Source organism: Salipiger mangrovisoli (assembly GCF_015223355.1).
Lineage (GTDB): Bacteria > Pseudomonadota > Alphaproteobacteria > Rhodobacterales > Rhodobacteraceae > Salipiger > Salipiger mangrovisoli.
Map to the genome: position 1 here is coordinate 111,164 of NZ_JADFFK010000012.1, position 22,149 is coordinate 133,312.

The 22,149-nt window shown below is 67.2% G+C and carries 12 protein-coding genes and 1 tRNA gene; 6 read left to right on the top strand and 7 right to left on the bottom strand.

Annotation, left to right across the window (positions count from 1 at the left end):
- Window positions 1-282: 282 nt before the first annotated feature.
- Window positions 283-672, bottom strand: a complete 390-nt coding sequence (locus IQ782_RS16525) for a hypothetical protein (RefSeq protein ID WP_194135763.1) — start codon at window positions 670-672, stop codon at window positions 283-285.
- Window positions 615-12,728: a carbohydrate-binding protein gene (locus IQ782_RS16530; RefSeq protein ID WP_194135764.1), complete on the bottom strand. Its 12,114-nt coding sequence runs from the start codon at window positions 12,726-12,728 to the stop codon at window positions 615-617. The genes IQ782_RS16525 and IQ782_RS16530 overlap by 58 nt, the downstream gene beginning before the upstream one ends.
- A 204-nt stretch (window positions 12,729-12,932) precedes the next feature.
- On the opposite strand from IQ782_RS16530, the gene IQ782_RS16535 reads away from it, so the two are divergent.
- Window positions 12,933-13,262 (top strand): hypothetical protein, encoded by a 330-nt coding sequence (locus tag IQ782_RS16535; protein ID WP_194135765.1) that lies wholly within the window; start codon window positions 12,933-12,935, stop codon window positions 13,260-13,262.
- 565 nt (window positions 13,263-13,827) lie between these two features.
- Here IQ782_RS16535 and IQ782_RS16540 read toward each other — a convergent pair.
- Together IQ782_RS16540 and IQ782_RS16545 are read right to left on the bottom strand one after the other, a co-directional pair.
- A tRNA-Thr gene (locus IQ782_RS16540) sits at window positions 13,828-13,903 on the bottom strand.
- A 49-nt stretch (window positions 13,904-13,952) separates the two neighbouring features.
- The gene (locus tag IQ782_RS16545; RefSeq protein ID WP_194135766.1) at window positions 13,953-15,620 is read right to left on the bottom strand and encodes an ABC transporter permease; all 1,668 of its coding nucleotides are present in this window, start codon (window positions 15,618-15,620) and stop codon (window positions 13,953-13,955) included.
- 95 nt (window positions 15,621-15,715) lie between these two features.
- On the opposite strand from IQ782_RS16545, the gene IQ782_RS16550 reads away from it, so the two are divergent.
- A complete protein-coding gene (locus IQ782_RS16550) occupies window positions 15,716-16,597 on the top strand; it encodes a hypothetical protein (protein WP_194135767.1) in 882 nt (293 codons plus the stop codon).
- A gap of 176 nt (window positions 16,598-16,773) precedes the next feature.
- Here IQ782_RS16550 and IQ782_RS16555 read toward each other — a convergent pair whose 3' ends face one another.
- Window positions 16,774-17,031 (bottom strand): DUF2312 domain-containing protein, encoded by a 258-nt coding sequence (locus tag IQ782_RS16555; RefSeq protein WP_194135768.1) that lies wholly within the window; start codon window positions 17,029-17,031, stop codon window positions 16,774-16,776.
- A 180-nt stretch (window positions 17,032-17,211) separates the two neighbouring features.
- On the opposite strand from IQ782_RS16555, the gene IQ782_RS16560 reads away from it, so the two are divergent.
- Entirely contained in the window at window positions 17,212-17,427 is a 216-nt protein-coding gene (locus tag IQ782_RS16560) for a hypothetical protein (protein WP_194135769.1), read from the top strand.
- Between the two features lie 22 nt (window positions 17,428-17,449).
- Here the strand turns inward: IQ782_RS16560 and IQ782_RS16565 are convergent, their stop codons facing one another.
- Window positions 17,450-19,444 carry an enoyl-CoA hydratase-related protein gene (locus IQ782_RS16565; protein ID WP_194135770.1) on the bottom strand — a complete coding sequence of 665 codons (1,995 nt, stop codon included), beginning with the start codon at window positions 19,442-19,444 and terminating at the stop codon, window positions 17,450-17,452.
- 189 nt (window positions 19,445-19,633) lie between these two features.
- Window positions 19,634-19,846, bottom strand: coding sequence for a hypothetical protein (locus tag IQ782_RS16570; protein ID WP_194135771.1), 213 nt, complete (start codon window positions 19,844-19,846; stop codon window positions 19,634-19,636).
- Window positions 19,847-20,275: 429 nt separating this feature from the next.
- Between IQ782_RS16570 and IQ782_RS16575 the strand changes: the two genes are divergently transcribed.
- The 3 genes from IQ782_RS16575 (at window position 20,276) to IQ782_RS16585 (ending at window position 22,141) form a co-directional block, all read left to right on the top strand.
- Window positions 20,276-21,139, top strand: coding sequence for an MBL fold metallo-hydrolase (locus IQ782_RS16575; RefSeq protein WP_338092602.1), 864 nt, complete (start codon window positions 20,276-20,278; stop codon window positions 21,137-21,139).
- A gap of 119 nt (window positions 21,140-21,258) precedes the next feature.
- Window positions 21,259-21,687 (top strand): YeeE/YedE family protein, encoded by a 429-nt coding sequence (locus IQ782_RS16580; protein WP_194135773.1) that lies wholly within the window; start codon window positions 21,259-21,261, stop codon window positions 21,685-21,687.
- Window position 21,688: 1 nt separating this feature from the next.
- Complete coding sequence (locus IQ782_RS16585) at window positions 21,689-22,141, top strand: DUF6691 family protein (RefSeq protein ID WP_194135774.1); 453 nt, start codon at window positions 21,689-21,691, stop codon at window positions 22,139-22,141.
- The last annotated feature ends 8 nt before the right edge of the window (window positions 22,142-22,149 follow it).

Sequence of the window (22,149 nt, forward strand, 5' to 3'; positions counted from 1 at the left end):
GGTGAAAATCCGTCGCCCCCCGTTGTAGCTCTGCGCAGGCGGAATAGATAGCGAGCGTCCCGCGGCCTCACTCCTCCTCCCGAGGCTGCCGGACGCGCCAAGACGGGCCGCAAGTCGGCCGGTTTAGCCAACGGGTCGGCCTGCTCCTCCTCCTCCCTGCGGGTCGACCCAATCTTTCCGAAGCCAGCCTCGGTGCTCCCTTCGGCATGGCCGGGCCGGAACGCGAAACACCCGCCCGGCGTGGTGCCGGACGGGTGATGTGGCTGTGCCGCGCGGCGGGCTTCAGACCACCGGCAGATCGTCCACGAAGACATACTCCAGGAAGTCGATCCGCAGCGGCTCGCCGCCGTTCGGCGTGCCCGAGAGCTCCAGCAGGTCCCCTGCATTGAGCGCGATCGCTGTGAGCTCGCGTTCGGCGTAGGACGTGCTGTCGACGATGGCCGAACCGGCATCCGCATCCCAGACGAAGCTGTCGATGATCTCGCCGTTCACCAGCACCTGCAACTGCGCCTGCCCGTCGGATTCATCGTAGTAGCCCAGCTTGAGATTGTAGATGCCATCCGCCGCGGCGAAGCCGAAGCCTGCCACATGCGCCCCCGAGCCGGTCGCCTTGATCAGCTGGTCGTTCGAGGCGTGGCCGTTGTCCGCCACGACGAAGCCGTCCAGGGACATGACCTCCGCCTCGACCCGCACCGGAGCGACGCTCGGCGGCGGGCTGTCGGGCACCGCGACGTTGAAGCTGGTGAGCGCCGCGTTGCCCGCCACCGCGTTGCCGCTGGTGTCGGCGGGCTGTCGGGCACCGCGACGTTGAAGCTGGTGAGCGCCGCGTTGCCCGCCACCGCGTTGCCGCTGGTGTCGAGGACCTCGCTGCCCGCCAGCGACACCGTGTAGGTGCCGTTGTCCGCCACGTCCCAGCTGCCGCCCGGTGCCGCCACCGTGTAGGTGGCGCTGCGCGGCGTGCCGTCGCTGGCGAGGTTCAGGCTCACCCCGGTCACCGCCAGGGCACCGCCCGGACCGCTGACCGTGATGTCGCCCACGTCGATGCTCGAGACATCCACCGCCACGTTGTCGGTGAAGGTCACCGTCACCGTGGTGCTGGCCCCGCCGCCCGCGGTGATGCCCGTGGCGCTGGCCGAGGCCACCGTGGGCGCCTGCTCGTCGCTGGGCGGCGAGATCGGCACGGCGACGTCGAAGCTGGTGAGCGCCGCATCCGCGGCCACCGCGTTGCCGCTGGTGTCGAGGACCTCGCTGCCCGCCAGCGACACCGTGTAGGTGCCGTTGTCCGCCACGTCCCAGCTGCCGCCCGGTGCCGCCACCGTGTAGGTGGCGCTGCGCGGCGTGCCGTCGCTGGCGAGGTTCAGGCTCACCCCGGTCACCGCCAGGGCACCGCCCGGACCGCTGACCGTGATGTCGCCCACGTCGATGCTCGAGACATCCAGCGCCACGTCATCGCTGAAGGTCACGGTGATCGAGGCGGTTGCGGCACCGGCGACGGTGATGTCGGCCGCGTCCACCGCATCGACCACGGGGGCGACAAGGTCCTCGGGATCGACGCTGACCTGCTCCAGCGTGAAGGAGCGGAAGTCGAGGATGTAGCCGTTCGATGCCTGCGCCCCGTCGAAGGTGAAGCGCAGCGTCTGCAGGCCGGCGCCGAGCGTGACCGTCGTGGCCGCGGTCTCGGCGAAGACCGTACCGCTGAACGAGGTCGACGTCCCGTTGCTGTCGGGCAGCGCGAAGACCGCGAGCGGCGTGCCGTCGTCGAGCGTCGCGGTGACGGTATTGCCGCCGATCGGCGTCTTGGCGTTCACGCTCAGCGCGTAGCTGCCGGCCTGGGCCACATCGATGGTGTATTCGACCCATTCACCGGATTGGATGTAGCCGATGTCATTGGTCGAGCCGACAAGCTCCACGTCGGTATCGGCGCGCAGCGGGTGCGAGCCATCGCGTCCGGGATCGTCGTTCCACGAGACCCCCTGCCCGCCGCTGTCGAAATTGGCCGCGGCCACGGTGAGGCTGTCGTCCAGCACCGGGGTCGGGCCGGGATAGGCCTGTTGCAGCGGGGCCGGCGTGCTGTCGGGATCGAAGAAGTCCGGCGTGCCGTCGAGATCGCTGTCGATCACCAGCGCATCGTTCACCCCGTCGCCGTTCGCGTCCTCCTCGGCAGAGAGCTCGTAGCCCTGCACGTTGGTCACGATGAACATGTGGTCGTTGTAGTCGAAGTTCGACCCGCCCGGATAATCCTGGATGCCGATGTAGGTGCCTTCGATGACATTGCCCGCCGCATCCTTGGCCTGGAAGAAGCGGATGTAGTGACCTTCGTTCGGCGGCGAGATGTTGTAGGTGTCATCCGCCACGTTGGCATCGGGATCGCTCCAGGCCGAGAAGGTCGGCTGGCCGTCCACCGTCACCCGCAGGCCGAAGGGATCGTCGCGGTCGATGCTCGCCCGCGCCACCCCCGGCTGCGCGCCCGGACCGGAAATCAGCCCGTCCGGAAGCAGGGTCTGGTACTGGTTGTCATCCTGCGCATAGAGCTCGGTCAGCGCGCCGTTCGACACGTCGTGCAGGCTGAGCCGGCTGATCCCCGCGCTGAGATAGGCCGCGATCTGGATCACCTCGACCGGCTTGCTGTCGTCGAGCCGCTGCAGGTAGGGCAGCAGCACCTCGTCGCCCACCGTCTCGACCACACCGCCGTTGGACAGCAGACCCTGCGCCACGTCGGTCGAGTAGCCGAAGGCCTGCACGATCTGCGCCACGGAAGGCTCCTCGCCGCCCTCGGACTGGATCTGCGCCAGACCTGCAAGCGCGATCTCGCGAACCCCGGCGCTGCTGCCGATGGTCAGCAGACCGTCGTAGGACGTCGCCTGGTTGTCGTCATTGGGATCGATCCCGATGAAGGTGACGGTCAGTTGCACCGAGGCACCGGGGGCAATGACCTGTCCCTCGGCGAGGCCGCTGAGGGTGAAGGCCCCGGTCACCTCCAGATCGTCGATGGTCAGATCGCTGATGCCATCGTTTGTGATGGTGAGCACCGCGCTGTCGCGGAACGCCTGATTGCCGTTCGCCGGATTGTCGATCCGCGAGAACACCAGCCGGTCGTCGGCGGCGGCATCGTCCAGCCCCGCGATGGTGGCCACCGCGCCGTAGTAGACCGGCGCGACCCCCTCGATGATGAACATGTTGTCGTTGTAGTCGTAGTTGATGCCCGTGTAGTCCATCACCCCGAGGAAGACATTCTCGATGGCGATGCCATCCTCGTCCACCGCCTGGAAGACGCGCACGGTGTAGCCGTCCGAAACCTCGTTGCCCTCGGCGTCGAAGACCTGCCCGCCGCTGACGGTGTAGCCCCCTCCGGGGTAGCGCGCGTCAAGTTCTTCCTGCGTGGGCGAGCCCGACCCGGTCGGGTTCAGGCGCGGGTCGGTGGACAGGCTGGCGACCTCGATGCCGAAGAGATCGTTGCCGGCCCAGCCGTCGGGAATATCCGCCGCGCTGAACACCCGCGTCGCGAAGGACGTGCTGTTCGACTTGGGCAGCAGCGTCTGGTTGTTGCTGCTGAGGTGGCTGAGAAGGCCGACGTCGGCCCCTTTGTCGCCCGGCGCGTGGATCCCCATGCTGGCCCCCGAGGGGCTGTGGAAGGCGGCAATCTGGGTGATCCGCGCCTGCGTCACGCCATCGGCGAGCCGCCAGTAGGGCGAGAGGATCTCGGTCTCGTCCACCGGCAGGTAGATGTCGTAGAAATCCAGCTCGTCGCTTTCGCCGCCGCCGACGTAGGTCAGCCCCTCGATCTCGTTGCCGAAGCCGAAGACATCCCAGACCTCGTTGATGTTCGGCTCCTGGCCGCCTTCGTCGCGCGCCTGCCAGAAGCCCGCGAGGTCGACCCTTGCCACCGGGGTGTCGGCATCATTGGTGCGGATGTCGAGCGCGCCCTTGAAGACGCCGCTGACGTTGCCGCTGCCGGCGGTATAGGCGTCGCGGTCGAACAACACCTGGACATTGATCGACTGCCCCGCAGCCAGCGTCAGCCCCTCGAAGATGTCGGGGTCGGCCAGCTCGAACGGGCCGGTGATCGTCGCCTCGAGGACCTCCAGCGTCTCGCTGCCGGAGTTCGAGATGGTGACCGTCGCGCTTTCCTTGTAGGCGCGCGGCGAGTCGGGCTCCACAGCGGTCGGGTTGTCGATCCAGGAGAAGTGCAGCCGGTTGTCGAAATAGGCCGGGTCGTTGCTCTGGATCTCGATGTCGGCATTGTCGTTGCCCGGTGCCGGGCGCACGTCGAGATAGTCGAGCGCATTGGCCCCCGACTGGTCCGAGATCACCGTCAGCTTGTATTGCACCCCGGCGACAAGCTCGACGTAGGCAGAGGTCTCGCCCGCGTCGCCCTCACCCGGGAAGCCGATGTCGCCGATCTCGACCGGCTGCGCCCCGTTGGCGCTGAGATAGACGGTCAGCCCCTGGCCGTTCGGGGCCCCGGCATTGGCAGCGAGGTCGAGCGCATAGGTGTCATCCGCCGAGACGGTGAAGTAGAACTCGACCTGCGACGCCCCGACCGTGCGGGTGGTGTCATCGGTGGCCTCGAGCTCGATCCTGCCCTCGCCGTCGATCGCCGCGTAGGACGGCACGAAGGTGTCCACCGGCTCTTGCGAGACACGCAGATAGTCGATGTTCGCACCATTGGCATCGGGCACGCTGATCGAGATGGTGTTGAGCCCCACGTTCAGCGAGATCTGTGCGCTCTGCGGCCCCCAGACATTCTCTGCCGCGGTGCTGTTGGGCTCGAAGGCCAGGATGCCCTGATCGACGCCATTGACGAAGAGCGAGGCCGGACGCGCCGCCTTGGTGGTGGCAAGCGCATAGAGGATATCCATGCCGTAGATGCCCGCCTCGGTGACCGAGACAGTCCAGGTGATGCTCTGCGTGCCGGTGCCGTCGAAATCGACGAACTCGCCGCCGCTCTGGTTGCGCTCGTCATTGGTGTCCGAGATGATCACCGCACCATCCAGCACGGCATGTTCGGCCTCGTACTTGACGTAGGTGACGCCGCCGACCGACTCGCTGCCGTCATTCGGCGCGGTCGGCACGTTGGGCACCACGGCCACGCTGTCGACGTTCGGCCCGCCGTTGCTGGCCAGTTGCTCGATGATGACCGTGTTCGGCCCCTCGACCAGATCGAGCGTGACCTCGAAGTCCTGCCAGGTGGCGAAACTGCCGGTGTCCGTGGTCGCGATCTGCACCGACTGGATGCCGGCGTGGATGGCCACGGGCCGCGGCGTGCCGGAGCCATTCGCCATGCGGAAGGTCAGCGTGTAGGAGCCGGCGCTCGGCGCGTCGTAGATGAACGAGGCCTTGTCCTCGGCGCCGCCGTTCATGTCGAGATAGCCGGCCCCGTCGTAGCCGTCGTTCATCCCGTCGCCGTTGGTGTCGTATTGCCCCCCGCTTTCATGGGTGGCGGGATCGCTGAGCAGGCGGATCAGCGTGCCGCCATCCGTGTCGAGCACGGTGAAGGCGCTGGCGTCGATGAAGTTGCCGCTGGCGCTGTCGCCGGGGGTGAAGGTGGTGCTGGCCGAGGCGGTGTTGCCGTCATCGTCGAAGACCTGCAACGAGGCCGCGACCTGCCCGGCCTCGCTGCCGAAGTCGATGCTGAAGCGGTTCTGCGCATCGAGCGTGATCACCTGCGCCGGCTCGCCGTTGAAGCTGATGGTCAGGCTCTGGATGTCGGGATCGAGCCCGATCACCTGGAACAGCACATTGGCCGGATCGGCGGCGCTGACCACCAGCAGCGCGAGGTTGCCGCCCTCGTCGGCGGTGGTGTCGTCGATCTCGCCGCCCGGAGCCGCCTCGAGGCGGATGATCTGGCTGACGCCGTTGGCCCGGTTGAGCGTGAGCATGTAGAGCCGCCCGTCGGCGCCCTCGATCACATCGAGCGGATCGACGTAGTTGATCTCGTTGCCGTCGACGTCGGTGAGGATGAAGTCCTGGGCAATGGTGCCGTCCTCGTTGAGCAGCACGGCCCGCAGGTTGTCGCCCGACGAGTACTGGGTGAAGATCACCGCGTGCTGGAGCGAGCTGCCGAAGACCGCGCTCATGTACTCGATGGCGCCGTTGGGCGAGCGGTTGTTGCCGAGGTTGTAGGCCCCCTCCAGATCGTACTCGGGATCGGGATCTGTGCCGACCGGGTAGTTGCCCACTTGGTTCGGATCAGAGCCGCTGGTCGGATTGGCGCCGTTCAGGATGTACTTGTCGCGCAGCGGGTTGGGGTGACCGTAGTAGCCGCCCTCGACCATCCGGAACAGGTAGTCCGCCTGAAGTCCGACGTTGTTGATGCCCTCGTCCTCGGGGGTCGAGGGATCGTCGGGCACATTGCCACCCGCCGCAGAGCCGTTGGTCGGCACGTAGAGATAGCCATTGGTGTGCCAAACCAGGTCATAGGCATTGCGGTTGCCCTCGGCGAAGATGCTCAGCACCGCATCCTCGGCGAAGGGATCGTAGAAGCGCTCGACAAGCGTCGAGGAGGCATCCTCGCCGGTGCGCACTTCCGCCACGCCGTTCGCGTCGAAATGCAGGTAGTTGCCCGAGAACTCGCCGCTGGTGATCGCGATGCCGCCGTTCTTGAGGTCGTTGTCGGTATCGGCGAAACGCCGGTTCAGGCCGTCGTCGGGCAGCGGCTCCGTCGAGACGTCGAAGCCGCCCTCGGGGGCCTCGCGCGAGCGATCGATCTCGAGGATCGCGGCGTTGAGCAGCCGCTCGGGGCGGTTGCCCCAGGCGCTGTCGGGTTCACCCATCGCCGAGTTCGAGCCCTGCGTCAGGTACAGCAGGTATTGCGGCGCGTCGCCGCCGGGAACGTAATCGGGGTTCTCGCGGAACTCGAGGCTGTTGGTCACGTGGTCGCCGTTGGAGCGCGGCAGGCCGGTGATATAGGTCTCGATGGTGGCATCCTGCAGCGAGCCACCCTCGCCGAGCGTGATCTTGGAGACCCGCCCCGAAAAGTCGGGCACCGAGTTCGAGCGGCCGCTCAGCGGGATCGGGTAGTTGTCGGTGACCCAGATGGTGTTCTCGTCCTCGGGATCGAAGGCAAAGCCGATGATCCCGCGGGTTCCCACGCCGGGCACGTCGAAGTCGCCGCCCGGGAACCAGCTTTCCTTGCTGGCGTTGTCGAGCGAGCCGTCGGCGTTCACCGCCCAGCGGGTGATCACCCCGTAGAGCGACGTCACGTAGAGGAACTGCTTGTCCGGCGACATCTCGATGGTCGTGTAGCTCTCGCCCACGTTCGGGTTCGAATTGACCAGGACCGTGTCTTCGAAGGCCACTTCGCGCGCCTCGACCAGCGGCGCGGCGCCGGTGGTGAAGGTGGTGGTGAACTTCTGGAACTCGCGGGTAAGCGCGGCGCTGTCGTCGTTGTCGCCGCGATCGCGGAAGCCGTCGATCACGACGGTGTAGCTGGTGTAGGGCTTGAGATCGGCCACCGGCGCGATGGTCACCGAGTCGAAGCCGCCGGTGGTGTTGGCATTATAGGCCACCTCCTGCCCGGTCAGCGTCTCGTAGATGCGGATCGAGCCGTCCTCGAGGCTTTCCAGCAGCACGCCGCCGCGGCCGTCCACCACGCTCACGCCGAGCACGATGTCCGATGTGGGATCGATGTCGGTGGGCAGCTCGCCGCTCTGGATGCCAAGATCGACCTCGCCGCCGGTCGAAACTGCGCGCGGGTTGATGAAGAAGGCGTAGTCGTCCGGGGCCTCGTTGCCGTCACCCGGCGTGAGGTCGGGCAGCGCGCGGATCTCGAGATATTGCATCTCGGTGATCGAACCACCCTGCGCGGAAAGCGTCAGGTGGCCGTCCTGCACATGTGCCAGCGTGGTCACCAGTTCGGTCTTGAACGCCGAGGTGCTGGTCCATTCGGTCACCAGGTTGCCCTCGACGAAGAGCCGGTTCGAGCTGTCGTTCGCCCCACCGGTGTCCCCGACCGAGACCGTCACCTCGTACCAGCCGTCCTCCAGCTCGATCTCCCAGGCGGTGCGCTCGGGGAACGAGCCGAGGTCGAAGTGCGCATAGCCGGTCAGCCGCGGGTCCATCGCGTCGAAATTGACGCTCAGTTTCTCGGTCGGCAGCGTGCCGTCATCGGGCAGAACGCCGGTGCCCGTGCGCTCGTTGACCGCGATCGCCGGGAAGGCGGACCCGATGGGCGTATTGCTGGTGCCATCGGAGTCGAGCGCAGAGGTCTCGGTGATGAAGCCGTAGGTGAGACCGTTCGACTGAGCCCCGTAGTCGCTGAAGTTGCCGACGAGATAGTCCGGATCCACCGGGGTGGTGCCATCCTGGAAGTTGATGCGGATGGTCTCGCGCTCACCGGGCTCCGAGGGGGTTGGCGGCGGGGTCACGTCGTTGAAGATCGTCACGCTGTCGATGTTCGGGCCGTTCGCCACAAGGTTCGCCAGCGTCACGGTATTGGCCCCGGCCTCCAGCGTGACCTCGACTTCGATGTCTTGCCAGACGTCCCAGTCGGGGGTCATGCCGAAGGGCACGGTCACGGTCTGGCTGTTGACCGACAGCTCCATCGGGCGGTCGGGCATGGTGGGCGAGCCGTTGGCGTAGCGGAAGCTCATCGTGTAGGTGCCCGCCTCGGGCACGGTCACGTCGAACTGCACCGCGTCGCCGATGTTGCCGCCCATGTCGAGGTAGCCGGTCCCGGTGTAGCCCGTCCAAAGCCCGTCTGGCCGATCGGCGGTCTGGCCTTCGGTGTTCGAGGCGTCGCGGAACTGGGTCGAGAGCGGGTCGCCCTCGCCGGTGCCGGTGGTGTCGAGAATGGTGATCGAGCCGTCGCGGTTCTCGAGCTGAAGCGTGGTCGAGAATGCCTCTGGCGCGTCGCCGATGGCGATCGATGCCGAGGCCTGCGCCGTGTTCCCTGCGCCGTCGGTCACCCGGAGGATCAGGTTCACCGAGGTTTCGGCCGCGAAGGCCGAGAGGTCGATCGTGACGATATCTCCGGACGGCACGACCGTCGTGAAGCTGCCGCCCCCGTCGGTGGAGACCTCGAAGAGCGTGATATCGGCGTCAACGCCTGCCAACGAGAAATCGACCGAGCCGAGCGCCGCGGGATCGATGGTTGCCGCCTCGGGCGACGCGGCCAGATCACCGCCTTCGTCGGCGGTGGTGTCGGGCTCGGGGATCGGGCCGGTGCCCGCCTCGGTGATCTCGATCCGGTCGATGTTCGGGCCGGAGTTCGCCCCGGCCGGGATTGCCAGCGAGATGGCATTCTCCCCGGCGGCCAGCGTCACCGTGACGGTCTCGAAGAGCCAGTGGTCGAAGCCCTCCTCGGGGCCGGTGCCATCGGGGTCGGTGGTCCCGAAGGGCAGCGAGACCACATCGCCGCTGTTGACCGAAAGATCCAGCGGGCGCGCGCCGTTCGAGGCGTAGCGCACGTTGAGATCGTAGTCGCCGGCGGAGGCAACATTGACGGTGAAGGTGATCGTGTCACCGGGCGTGTCGCCGAAATCGAGATAGCCGTCGCCGCTGAAGCCGGGCCGCAGCCCGTTGGGCAGGTTCTGGTTCGACTCCGGGTTTTCGGGGTCGCGGATCTGCGTGTAATTGGCGTTGCCGTCCACATCGACGACGGTGAGCGCGGCCTGCGTCTCGTCCTCGGCCTCGATGACGATCGGCTCGAAGACCGCGCCGGGATCGTTCACCGTGATGATGAAGGTCTGGTTGCTTTGCTGCCCGGACTCATCCGCGGCGGTGACCACGACGGTAACGGTGGGATCGGTGGCGAAGTCGAGGCTCTGGCCCGGCAGCAGCGTGAGCTGGTCGTCCCCGTCGATCTGGAAGCGCGCGTCATCGACGGTGAAGGACACCGCCGCGCCCTCGGGATCAACCGCGGACACGGTGCCGATGATTGCCCCCGCCGCGCCGGAGTCGACGCTCTGGCTGGTGATCTGCGGCACCGAGGGGGCCTCGTTCACGTCCGCCACGGTGATCGTGAGCGTCGTGGTCGTGGTTTCGTTTGCCGCGTCGGTGGCGGTCACCTCCACATTCACGGTCGGCGTGGTTTCGAAGTCCAGCGACACGCCGTCCTTCAACTTCAGCGCACCTGCCACGACCTCGAAATCCGAGGACGGATCGACGCTGAAGGTGATCGCGCCGCTGTCGCCGTCGGGATCGACCGCGGAAAGCGTGCCGACCACCGCACCCGCCGCATTCTCGGCGACCGTGCTGGCGCTGAGGGCGACGGAATTGGGTTGCGTTGCCTCGACCACGTCGGTGACGGTGACGGAAATCTGCTGCGAGGAGGTCAGCACCCCGTCGCTGGTGGTCAGCGTCACGTCGTAGGTGTTGTCGCCATCGGTGTCGCCCGGCGTCTCGAAATCGGGAGCCGAGACGAAGCTGAGCGTGCCCGTGGAGTCGTCGAAGGTGAAGGCCGCGGCATCGTCGCCGGTCAGCTCGTAGCTCAGCGCATCCCCTTCCCCGTCGGTGGCGAGAAGCCCCACCGCCACCTCGGTGCTGTTCTCGGCGACCGAAACCTCGCCCGCCGTCGCATCGAATACCGGCGCGCTGTTGACCGGCGGGAATGTCGGGGTTTCGCCGACGCTGGTGATCGCGATGGCATCGATGTTGGGCCCGTTGCTGTAGCCCACGGGGATCGCGAGGGTCAGGCTGTTCTCGCCCGCCGCCAGCGCGATCTGGACCGGCGCACGCACCACCCAGGTGTCGAAGCCGTCGCGCTCGGGGAAGCCGATCGGGTCGCCGACGGCGTCGGTGCCATTGACCAGCACCAGCAGCGGCCGGTCGGTCTGCGCCGCCTCCACCGAGGCATAGCGGATGTGCAGCTCGTAGAGCCCGGCCTCGGCCACGGTCACGGTCCAGGTGATGCTCTCGTCGCCGCCCGCGCCGTCGCCTCCGAAATCGGTGTAGCCAAAGCCGCTGTAGCCCACCCGCAGCGCGTATTGGTCCTGCGGCTGATTGCCCGAGGTTTCCCCGGTCGATGGGTCGTTCTGCACGCGGTGGAACGTGTCGGCGCCTTCGGGGATCGTGCCGGTTTCGGATTGCAGCACGATCGGCGCGATGGTCGGCGAGGGAAGCTCGGGCTCGACGTCGGTGACGGCGATCGACAGTTCCTGCGTGACGCTGCGCACGCCGTCCGAGACCTCGACAGTGACCTCGAAGATGCCGTCGAGGTCGGCATCGCTCGCCGCCTCGAAATCGGCCGGATCGTTCAACGTCAGCACCCCGGAGGCGCTGATCGAGACCTTGTCGGCATCCGGTCCGCTCAGCGAATAGGACAGCACGTCGGGATCGAGATCGCCGAGTTCCTGGTCATCGACAACCACCTGGCCGATCTCGGTGCTGTTCTCGGCAACCTCGAATTGCGCGGCGCTGAGGATCTCGGGCGCGGCGTAGCTGACGGCACGCCCCGGAAGGCCGATCGCAACCGCGTCGATATTGGGAGCTCCCGTGCCGGTCTGCGCGATGATCACGGTATGCGCACCCTCGCCTACGGTCACGGTGAAGGTCGCGGTGGCCCAGGTGCTCCAGCCGCCGGTCTGGGTGTTGCTCAGGGTCTCGACAACCACACCGTCGACATTCAGCGCGATCGGCCGCGCATTGGTCGCACCATTGGCGTAGCGCAGGGTGATATCATAGCTACCCGCGGGCGCCTCGAAGGTGAAAGAGACCTTGTCGCCGGGATTGCCATTGATATCGACGTAGCCGCTACCGCTGTAGTTGTGACGCAGGCCGAAGTCGTCGAAGTCATTGCCTTCGGACTCGGGGCCGGTGTTGTCACCCGACCCACCTTCGACGGCATCGTTTTCCGGGTTCGCGGATGTGGTGCGCGCCACAGATGTGCCGCCCGCATCGATGATTGCCAGGTCCTCGACCCCCAGGTAGAGCGTCTCGAACCCCTCGATGACGGTGACTGTAACCGCCTGCTGGGTGGTCCCGGCCTCGGCGTCAGTGGCTGCGACCACCAGGTCATAGCTCGCCTGGACGGCGATGTCCGCGGTGGCCTTCAAGCTCAGGGCGCCGCTCGCCGGATCGATGTCGAAGGCGTTCTGATCCGCGCCGCCGACGATCGCGTAGGTCATGCCTTGGCGGACCGGCGCATCGGTCGAGGTGTCATTGGCGATATCCGTGGCCAGCACCGAACCGGCCGCCGTATCGCCCTCGGTCACCACGAGGCTGGTCTCGCCCACGAAGGTCGGCAGCGAGAAATTCGGCGTCGCGCCGACGTCGTGGATGGCGATCGCGTCAATATTGGGGGCACCGCCGGTGTCGTCCTGGTTGACCACCAGAGAGTGCGTGCCGCCGGTCAGCAGCGACACGGCGATCGTGCGGGTCTCCCAATAGTAGAACTGGCCGGTATTGGTGTTGGCGATCGTGTAGGTGACCCCGTCCACCGTCAGGGAAATCGGCCGAGCGCCGGTGCCGTTCGCCACCCGCAGGGTGATCTCGTAATTGCCTGCGTCGGCGTCGAAGGTGGTCGCGGCCTGTGCCCCGGTGTCCTGGCCGTTGATATCCAGATAGCCCCAGCCGTCGGGGTCGCCGGAGCCGGTATAGTCGGGACGCAGCCCGTAGATGTCGTGCTGGGGGAGGCCCAGGTTGGCGCCGGTCACGGGATCATCGGGATTGTTCACCCCGTCGGCTTCCTGGTTCTGCGTGCGCGTGCGGATCACATTCGCCGGGGCGAGTTCATCCACTGTATCCAGAACGAGGTCTTCACCTTGGATATAAATCGTTTCGATCGGCATGATCACTCCCCCGACACAATGCGTGGGCCGCCCCAGGCGGCCCTGAAAATGAAATTGCGCCAAGGCGCAGAAATGAAGCCGCCCGACCGCTGTTGTGCAAAGCGGGCGCGTGGATCGGTCAGCCGAAGCAGCCGCCAGAAAGATTGATACGTTTCGCCCCAAGGGAAAACGGCGGGCAAAACGAAGACGCGACCGGAAAACGGGATGCGCCAGATTTTTCAGGATGATTCAGGATGCGGCAGGGCAATCCAGGGGCCGCTTTACTGGTCCAAAATAATCCGAATGAAAGAAAACAAAGAAAATCGTACAAAACTGGACGCAGAGAGAGAGAACATCCTCGCTGCTCAAAATATGAGCCTCATGCGTACTAAATTGTTAACACGGTCTCAGCATCTGGCAACATTTTTTTCGCAGGCCTCGGACAAGGCCAAAACAGCAACAAGAAGCGCGGTATCTGACCACCCTTTCCCTTCTGCGTTACTATCCGGCCGCTTGCTGAAGATACCGCCTGTTTTCAGTGGGATAAAACCATAATTTCCACACGGTGACCGCCCTGGAAAGCGCTTCTGTACCGTTCTCGGAACAGCGCCAACCTGCAATATGCGCTTTCGCAGCATTCTATTTTGCACGCGCAGAAAGAACCTAGGAATCGTCGCAAAGTCCACATGAACCAGAACCCCCTTGGGGAGAGTTACAGAGACCTATACAATTTAACCGAGCATTAATCAGGCAGCAATTGCGAGACGCAGGCACCCTGCATCCCGCCCGCCCCTCCGCGCCTCAGAGGTTGATTTCCCGCATTGCCGTCGGACATCTGCCGTCGTCCCGGTATTTCCCGTCAGGTCCTCCCCGAGGCGAATACAGGGGCGGGGCGTCTAATCCGGATGGGCAGGCGAATTTGTCATAACAGCTACGTCGCATCTACCCAGGCGATGGGCTGGCTCGCAAAGTTGGCGACGTCGAAACCTCACCGGAGCGCGACCGCGGCTATGCGACCGGAGACCCGACTCCCTCGAAGGCGTCGGCCACGGACTCCCACGGCGACACCGCGTGCAGAGATCATGCCGTGAGGATTGCGCGTCTGAATGCTGGATCGAACTGGTGCCCCCACACGGACTCGAACCGCGGACCTACTGATTACAAATCAGTTGCTCTACCAGCTGAGCTATAGGGGCACCTTGAGCAGAGGGATATGCCAGCTTCCCCCCCGAGCGCAAGACCGATTCAGCGATTTGCCCGCGCCAAAAGCGCCACCGCCAGAAGCCCCACCCCGATCACCAGAACCGCCGCCGGGGCGGCGCCTCCGAGGTTCTCCAGTGAGGCCTGATCGTGGACCCGCGTCGCCAGCGTCTCGTAGTTGAACGGCCGCAGCAGCAAGGTCGCTGGAAGCTCCTTCACGCAGTCCACGAAGACCAGCAGCAATGCCGAGGCGACCGAGCCGCGCATCAGCGGGTAGTAGATCTCGCGCAAGGTCTGCCCCTGCGTTCTGCCAAGCGAGCGCGCGGCGCGCGCCAGGTTGGGCGAGATCCGCCCCATCGCCGCATCCGCCGCACCCTGCGCGATGGCGAAGAAGCGTACGAAATAGGACAGCACCAACGCAAAGGACGAGCCGGTGAGCACCAGTCCGATGTCGATACCGGAGGCGGCCTCGATCGCGTCCGCCAGCATATGGTCCACCGCAGCCAAAGGAATCAGGATGCCCACCCCGAGCACCGCGCCGGGTGCGGCGTAGCCGATGGTCGAGACCGGCAGCAGCAGCCGTGGCAGCTGCCGCCCCGAGAGGCGCACGCCATAGACGAGGAAGATGCCGCCCAGCACCGTCAGCACCGCCGCGATTCCGCCGACGGTCAGCGTGTGCACGCCCGCGCGCCAGAGCCGGGGGTCGGCCCAGGCCCCCGCGTTGTCGATCGCATGGCCGAGGATCACCCAGGCAGGCAGCAGGAAGCCCATGCCGAAAGGGAGGGCGCAGGCCAGCGCCGCGCCCCAACCGGCGGCGCCGCCAAGAGGGGTCCGTGGCACCGGCCGGTGCCGCGAGGAGAGGTTGAAAAAGCGCATCCTGCGGCGCGAGCCCTTCTCGAGCAACACCAGGACGATGACCAGCGCCAGCACCGTGCCGGCGATCTGCGCCGCGCCGCCGGCGTTGTTGCTCTGCAGCCAGACGCTGAAGATGCCGGTGGTCAGCGTCTGCACCGAGAAATAATCCACCGTGCCGAAATCGTTCACCGCCTCCATCATCGCGATGGCCATGCCCGCGGCAATCGCGGGCCGCGCCAGCGGCAGGCCGACGCGCCAGAACCGGGCCAGCGCACCCTGCCCCAGCGAGCGCGCCACCTCGTCGGCGCTGCCCGGCTGCTCGCGGAAAGCGTTGCGCGCCAGCAGGTAGACGTAAGGATAAAGCGCGGCCGAGAGCACGATGATCGCGGCACCCATGGAGCGGATCTCGGGGAACCAGTAGTCGCGCGAGGTCTGCCAGCCGAAGAGCTCGCGCAGCCCGGTCTGCACCGGCCCGGCGTATTCGAGGAAATCGACCAGTGCATAGGCCCCGACATAGGCCGGGATCGCTAGCGGCAGCAGCAGCAGCCACTCCAGCCAGCGCCGCCCGGGAAATTCGTAGCGCGCCACCAGCCAGGCCGCCCCCGAGCCCGCCGCGCCCGCCAGCAGCCCGACCCCCGCCATCAGCTTGATCGTGTTCCCGAAATACCGCGGCAGCGTGGTCGACAGCAGATGCGGCCAGATGTTCTCGGAGGGAAACAGCGCGATCCAGAGGACGGCGAGAATGGGGGCGATCACCACCGCGGCGATCACCACCGCCCCCAGCGACCAGGGATTCGGCAGCAGTCGCGCCAGGCGCAGATAGGCGCGATGCGGGGCGCTGTTGTCGGCAAGGCTCATGACGGCTCCTTCGTGTCCCCGGCTGCGCTGCGCGCGGTTTTCCTCGGCTGCGATCCGCTTATAGTGCCTGCCGTTGGTAATCGAAAGTGCAGGTCATGCAGGTCATTCTCCACATCGGCGCGCAGTGCACGGACGAGGACCGCCTGCTCAAGGGACTGCTGCGCAACGCCGGCGAGTTCCTCCAGGAGGGGATCGCCGTTCCCGGCCCGTCGCGCTACCGGATGCTTCTGTCGGAAGCGATCAGCTCGCTCGGCGCGGCAGTTCCCGCGCCCGAGGCGCGCGAGGTCCTGCTGGATGCGATCCTCAGCGAAGACCCGGACAAGGTGGAGCGGCTGGTCCTCAGCCACGAGGGGCTGTTCTCGGTCCCGAAGCTGGCCCTGGATGGCGGCATGCTCTACCGCAGGGCCGAGCGCCGACTGCAGGCGCTGGCGCGGCTGTTCGAGGGCGACGAGCTGCAGATTTTCATCGGCCTGCGCGATTTTGCCACCTGGCTGCCGGCGATGTTGCGCGCCACCCCACATCAGGATCTGCACAGCTTCCTCTGCGGCGCCGACCCGATGCGGCTGCGCTGGTCCGACCTCGTGCTGCGCCTGCGCTCTGCGCTGCCCGGCGTGCCGATCACCCTGTGGTGCAACGAGGACACGCCGCTGCTCTGGGGCCAGATCCTGCGCGAGGCCGCGGGGATCGATCCGGAACGCAAGATCACCGGCAGCTTCGACATCTTCTCCGAGATCGTCAGCCCCGAGGCGATGCAGCGCTTCCGGGGCTTCCTGCGCGAGAACCCCACCGTGAGCGAGGCGCAGAAGCGCCGCGTGATGGTCGCCTTCATGGAGAAATACGCGCTGCCCGGTGCAATGGAGGAAGAGCTCGACATGCCGGGCTGGGACGCGGCCTACGTCGATATGCTGACCGGGCTCTACGACGAGGATGTCTGGCAGATGGCGCAGCTTGACGGCGTGCGCGTACTCGCTCCCTGAGCGAGCAGGAGGCAGTCGGAGCTCCGCCCCCGCCGCGCGTCGCGCGGCTCCCCCGGGATAGTTTTGCCTAGAAGAAAGGGCGCATCCGCGCCCTCTGCCCCCGCGTCCGCACATCTGCGGCGGCGCAAACCGGGGCCGTGGCCCCGGTCCGTCGGCCCTGCGCCTGCGCGCGGGGCTCACTCCATGCCGAGCGCGGCCTTGTACATCTCGAGCACCGCCTCTTCCTCGGCGATGTCATCCTTGTCGCGCTTGCGCAGGGCGATGACCTTGCGCATCACCTTGGTGTCGTAGCCGCGGCCTTTTGCCTCGGCCATGACTTCCTTCTGCTGGTCGGCGATCTCTTTCTTCTCGATCTCGAGCCGTTCGAACCGCTCGATGAACTGTTTCAGCTCGCCCGCCGCGACGCCATAGGCGCCGGAATCATTGTCCTGCATCTCGTCATCTCCTGCCAGATTTTCTGCCGGTATCGCCGGTTTGACTACCCCTCGGCGGCGCGCCCATCAAGGGCCGATCCGGTGCCGGAGACGGTTGCCGCCGAGGGTTGCAGGGCGGCGGGCGATGCAGTACCCGCCCCGAGAGCGCCGACGGGCGGCGCGCAGAGAGGATAATGCGGCATGGAATGGCTGATCTGGCTGGGCGCGGCGGTTTCGCTCGCGGGGCTTCTGGGGCTTTTCGGATGCATCATCAAGGTCTGGAGCGCCAAGCGCGCCGGGCTCGACGATGCCGGGCTGCGCGAGGTGATGCGCAAGATCGTGCCGCTGAACATGGCGACGCTGCTGCTGTCGGTCTTCGGGCTGGCCATGGTGCTGGTCGGCATCCTGCTCGGCTGAGCGCCGCAGTTCAGCTCTCTGGTCAGATCTCGGGCCAGAGGTCGGGCCAGCGGTCGGCACGGCGCGTGACCAGATCGTCCCAGAGCGGGTGCGGTGTCCAGAAGGCGCGGTCGGGATGTGCGACCCGCGCGAGCGCCCCGCGCAAATCCCGCGCGCCCATTTGCAGCGCGACATGCATCGGCCCGCCGCGCCAGCGCGGCAGCTCCAGAACTTGCAGCGCCACAAGATCGAGGTCGGAGGCGCGGCGCAGCATGCCCGCGCCAAGCATCCGCGCGCCTTCGTTTGCCATGGCGCCGATCAGCAGGCGGCGCAGCTCGGCAGCGGGCAGCGGCGGCGCCGCCTCGCGGCGGGCGGCGAGCAGCGCGCCAACCTCGTCGGAGGGCTGCGGGGCCCCGTCCTCGGGCCAATCGTAGAAACCGCCTCCGGCCCCGCGGCCCTTGCGCCCGAGACGCGCCAGCTCGCTTGCCCAGTTCACCGCGCCCTCGGCGCGGATTTGCGCGTCGAGACGTGTTAGGCCCATCTGGTCTCGGCGCAGGAAGGGTCCGCGCCGCCAGCCCCAGTCGTGGCAGGCCGCGTCGATGTCATAGGGGGTCTGACCCAGATCGACGAGCGCATCGGCAGCACGGCAGCAGGCGTCGAAGAGACGTCCTCCGAGGCTCTCGCCGCCCGAGCGCACGCGCACCGCGAGGCAGCCCATCCGCAGCGCCAGCGCCTCTGCCTCGGCCAGCTGCTCGGCGCGCGCTTCGGGGCCGGCGATCACTTCGACCAGCTTCGCGGCAGCCGGAGCCGGGGCAAAGCGCAGGCCCACTTCCTCGACACGGCCCGGATAGGCCACGAGGCGGCTGACCCCGGCGGGGGCAGCAACGTCACGCTGTCCGGGACCCGCAAGCAGGATCAGCTCTGCGCGGCCGGCCATCTCGGAGGGGCTCCCGACGCGCAGGCGCGACAGGCGCTGCTCGGCCTCTTCCTCGCTCAGCGTGCCGCGGCTCTGCGCCTCCTCGAGCCGGTCGCGCAGGGCAATCACCCCGGCGTGAAGTGCCTCGGTTGACTCGCAGCCCCAGGCCACGCCGGACGCGACCGGCAGCAGCGCCAGCAGCAGCGGCACCGCGAGCGGCCCCTCGCCCAGCACGGCGATGCGGCGCGGGCCGGGCCGCGCAGGCGCCATCGCGGCAGCGGCGGCGCGTTCTGCCGCGGCCATCGCGCGCAGCGCCTTCCCTGCCTCGGACTCGCGACAGGTCTCGTAGGCATCCCCCTCGAACTCGAGTCCCCCGGCGAAGGGCAGCAGCTGCGCCGCCTCGACCGCGGCGACAATCTCGCGCAGGGCGGGATTGGGGGTGGCCGCGACCGCGGCGCGGCGCGTTGCAACCGCCTGCTGGTAGCCGATCGGATCGGCGAAGCCGTCGCGGCGCTGCGCGGCCGGGCGCGGCCCGAGCGCCTCGGCACGCAATTCAGCACAGAAGGCGCGTGCCTCCTCTTCCAGCGGCCCGGTGGCAAGGTGGTCGATCAGCCCCGCCGGGGCGGCTTCGAGCGGGATTGCCCGGCCCGACAGCATCAACTCGAGCGCGGGCGCGGCGCCAATCAGACGCGGCAGGCGCTGCGTCCCGCCGGCGGCAGGGGTCAGGCCGAGGATCACGTTGGGCAGGCCAAAGCGCGTGCCCGGCGCGGCCAGCCGATAATGCGCCGCCAGCGCCAGCTCGGCACCGGTGCCCAGCGCGCGGCCCTGCAGCGCGGCGATCACCGGCTTGGCGCAGTTCTCGACCCGGCGGCAGAGCGTTGCGGGATCCGGCGCGGCATGGGGCGCCTCGAGTTCGGCGGGGTCATCGCCCTCGGAAAAGCAGGCACCTGCCCCCATCAGCACGATGCAGGCGACCGAGGCATCGGCCTCGGCGCGGCCCAGCGCGGACAGGAGCTCGCGGCGCAAGGATGCGGTCAGCCGGTTCGCGGCATCGCCGGCCATGACCAGCCAAGCGATCCCCTCACCCATGCGCACCTCAACCGCGCCCGCCGTCTGCGCCATCTGCCTGCCCTTCCCTTCGCCCGCGGGCGCAAGCCTGTGCCGCGCGGCCCGTCATGATTTCCATGCCTCATCGGCATCCGCGCGAGCTAGAGCGTTCCGAAAGGCACGGCAAGACGAGATTTCGCCGCGCCGCCCCAGCGGACCGCGCGGCGGTCAGGTGTACAGGTCCTGCAGGCAGCGCGCTGCCTCTCAGATCGGCATATTGTCGAAACGGGCTTCGAGCTCGGCATCGACCTCGCAGCGCAGGCGATCGCGCACATGCGCGGGCAAGGCGACGCCGCGCACCCGCGCCTCGACCGCCAGCCGTTCCAGTTCGGCCACGAGCGCCGCGTGTTCCGCGCCGCGCGCATCGGCGAGCGCGCGTTCAACCGTATCCATCCGCCGCTTCAATCTGTCGTCCATGGTCTGTCTCCTCCATGTCGGTGTGCCAGGGCGAAGCTGCGCTCGCGCCGACACTGGCGCGACGCCCGATGCGGGCCGCACGCGCCGTCCAGAAATGCCTTGACGTGTTCTGCGCAACCCCAAGCGGACCTGCACAGTCCTTCCGACGCGCCGCAATTCGGCTGCAGCCAATTGGGCCCTGAGCCTTGTGGACCCCTGGGCCTTTTGAGCCCCTGAGCCTTTCGTTGCCCTCCCCCGTCGGCGCGATCCCGGCCCCTTCTCTAACTGCCGTATCGAACAGCCTGATCCCGCCTTGGGTACTAGGGTCCGGCTGATGTGAATCATGCACCAACCCGGCGATGATGACCATGATATGGGTCAATCGCAACGAATCCTTGAACACACATTCAGTTTTGTCTATATGATAGTCAAACGGAGGATCGTCCCATGATCACACCTGAAGTCACCGCCTTCTTCGACGAGGCCACCAACACCATCTCCTACGTCGTCCGCGACCCCTCGGGCAGTGCCTGCGCGATCGTCGACAGCGTGCTCGACTTCGACTACGCCTCGGGCCGCACCGACACCCGCTCGGCCGACGCCATCATCTCCTACGTCAGGGAGCACGACCTGAAGGTCGAATGGCTGCTGGAAAGCCACGTGCACGCCGACCACCTTTCGGCGGCGCCCTACATCCAGCGCGAGCTTGGCGGCAAGATCGGCATCGGCGAGCGCATCACCGTGGTGCAGGACACCTTCGGCAAGGTGTTCAACGAGGGCACCGAGTTCCAGCGCGACGGCTCGCAGTTCGACCAGCTCTTCAAGGAGGGCGACGCCTTCCACATCGGCCAGCTGCGCGGCGACGTGCTGCACACGCCGGGCCACACGCCGGCCTGTCTGACCTACGTGATCGGCGATGCCGCCTTCGTCGGCGACACGCTGTTCATGCCCGACTTCGGCACCGCCCGCTGCGACTTCCCTGGCGGCTCCTCCGAGACGCTCTACGCCTCGATCCAGAAGATCCTGGCGCTGCCGGACGAGACCCGCATCTTCGTGGGCCACGACTACAAGGCACCGGGCCGCGACGACTACGCCTGGGAAACCACCGTGGGCGAACAGAAGGCGCTCAACATCCACGTCGGGACCGGCAAGTCGGCCGAGGAGTTCATCAAGATGCGCGACGCGCGCGACGCGACCCTCGCCATGCCGAAACTGATCATCCCGTCGCTGCAGGTGAACATGCGCGCCGGCCAGATGCCGCCCGCCGACGAGAAGGGCGACGTTTTCCTGAAGGTGCCGGTCAACAAGCTCTGACCGCTCAGGACCACCGCTCACGCACAGCTGTGCGTTCCGTTTCCGGGCGGAGCGCACCCCTCCCATTCTGAACGGCCGCCGCGCTTTCGGGCGGCCGCATGACACTAGGAAACGCGCAAATGCAACCAGACTGGATTTGGGGCCTGATCGGCGGCCTGCTGATCGGCACCGGCGGCGCCATCTACCTGCTCGTCAACGGGCGGATCATGGGCGCCTCGGGCATCATCGGCGCGCTGGTCGATGGCTCGGCCGGCGACAGCAAGTGGGAGCGTCTGAGCTTCCTTGCCGGGGTGATCCTGCTGCCCGCCCTGCTGCTGCCGCTCTATGGCGGCACGGTCGACACCCATATCACCGGCAATATCCCCGTGCTGGTCGCCGCCGGGCTGCTGGTCGGCATCGGCACGCGCCTGGCCAATGGCTGCACCTCGGGCCACGGGGTCTGCGGCATGTCTCGGCTGTCGCTGCGCGGCATCGTCGCCACCTGCTGCTACATCCTTGCCGGCGGTGTCGGCGTGGTGATCTTCCGTCACCTGCTTGGAGTGATCTGACATGTCCTATCTTTCTCCGGCCCGGCTCTTCTTCGCCTTCGTCGCCGGCGGCTTCTTCGGCGCGGGCCTGCTTACCTCGGGGATGACCGACACCGCCAAGGTTCAAGGGTGGCTCGACGTCTTCGGCAATTGGGACCCGACCCTCGCCTTCGTCATGGGCGGCGCGATGATCCCGATGGCGCTGGCCTGGCTCGTCGCGCGCGGCCTCAACCGCTCGGCGCTCGGCACGCCGCTGCCGCCGAAGCCCGGAACACAGATCGACCGCAAGCTGGTGCTCGGCTCGGTGCTGTTCGGCATCGGTTGGGGGCTCGCCGGGCTCTGCCCCGGCCCGTCCATCGCCTCGCTCAGCTATGGCGGCGCGTCGCTCTACGTCTTCGTGGCGGCGATGATCACCGGCATGTTCGCGGCCCCGGCCCTGCGCAGGAGACTCGACAAGCCAGTGGCGGCGGAATAACCGTTTGC

Coding starts and splice junctions, on each gene's coding strand:
- IQ782_RS16560 (WP_194135769.1), top strand. CDS start 17,212: ATGGAATGGCTGATCTGGCTGGGCGCGGCGGTTTCGCTCGCGGGGCTT.
- IQ782_RS16570 (WP_194135771.1), bottom strand. CDS start 19,846: ATGGACGACAGATTGAAGCGGCGGATGGATACGGTTGAACGCGCGCTC.
- IQ782_RS16535 (WP_194135765.1), top strand. CDS start 12,933: ATGCGCCAGATTTTTCAGGATGATTCAGGATGCGGCAGGGCAATCCAG.
- IQ782_RS16530 (WP_194135764.1), bottom strand. CDS start 12,728: ATGCCGATCGAAACGATTTATATCCAAGGTGAAGACCTCGTTCTGGAT.
- IQ782_RS16550 (WP_194135767.1), top strand. CDS start 15,716: ATGCAGGTCATTCTCCACATCGGCGCGCAGTGCACGGACGAGGACCGC.
- IQ782_RS16555 (WP_194135768.1), bottom strand. CDS start 17,031: ATGCAGGACAATGATTCCGGCGCCTATGGCGTCGCGGCGGGCGAGCTG.
- IQ782_RS16545 (WP_194135766.1), bottom strand. CDS start 15,620: ATGAGCCTTGCCGACAACAGCGCCCCGCATCGCGCCTATCTGCGCCTG.
- IQ782_RS16525 (WP_194135763.1), bottom strand. CDS start 672: ATGTCCCTGGACGGCTTCGTCGTGGCGGACAACGGCCACGCCTCGAAC.
- IQ782_RS16585 (WP_194135774.1), top strand. CDS start 21,689: ATGTCCTATCTTTCTCCGGCCCGGCTCTTCTTCGCCTTCGTCGCCGGC.
- IQ782_RS16565 (WP_194135770.1), bottom strand. CDS start 19,444: ATGGCGCAGACGGCGGGCGCGGTTGAGGTGCGCATGGGTGAGGGGATC.
- IQ782_RS16580 (WP_194135773.1), top strand. CDS start 21,259: ATGCAACCAGACTGGATTTGGGGCCTGATCGGCGGCCTGCTGATCGGC.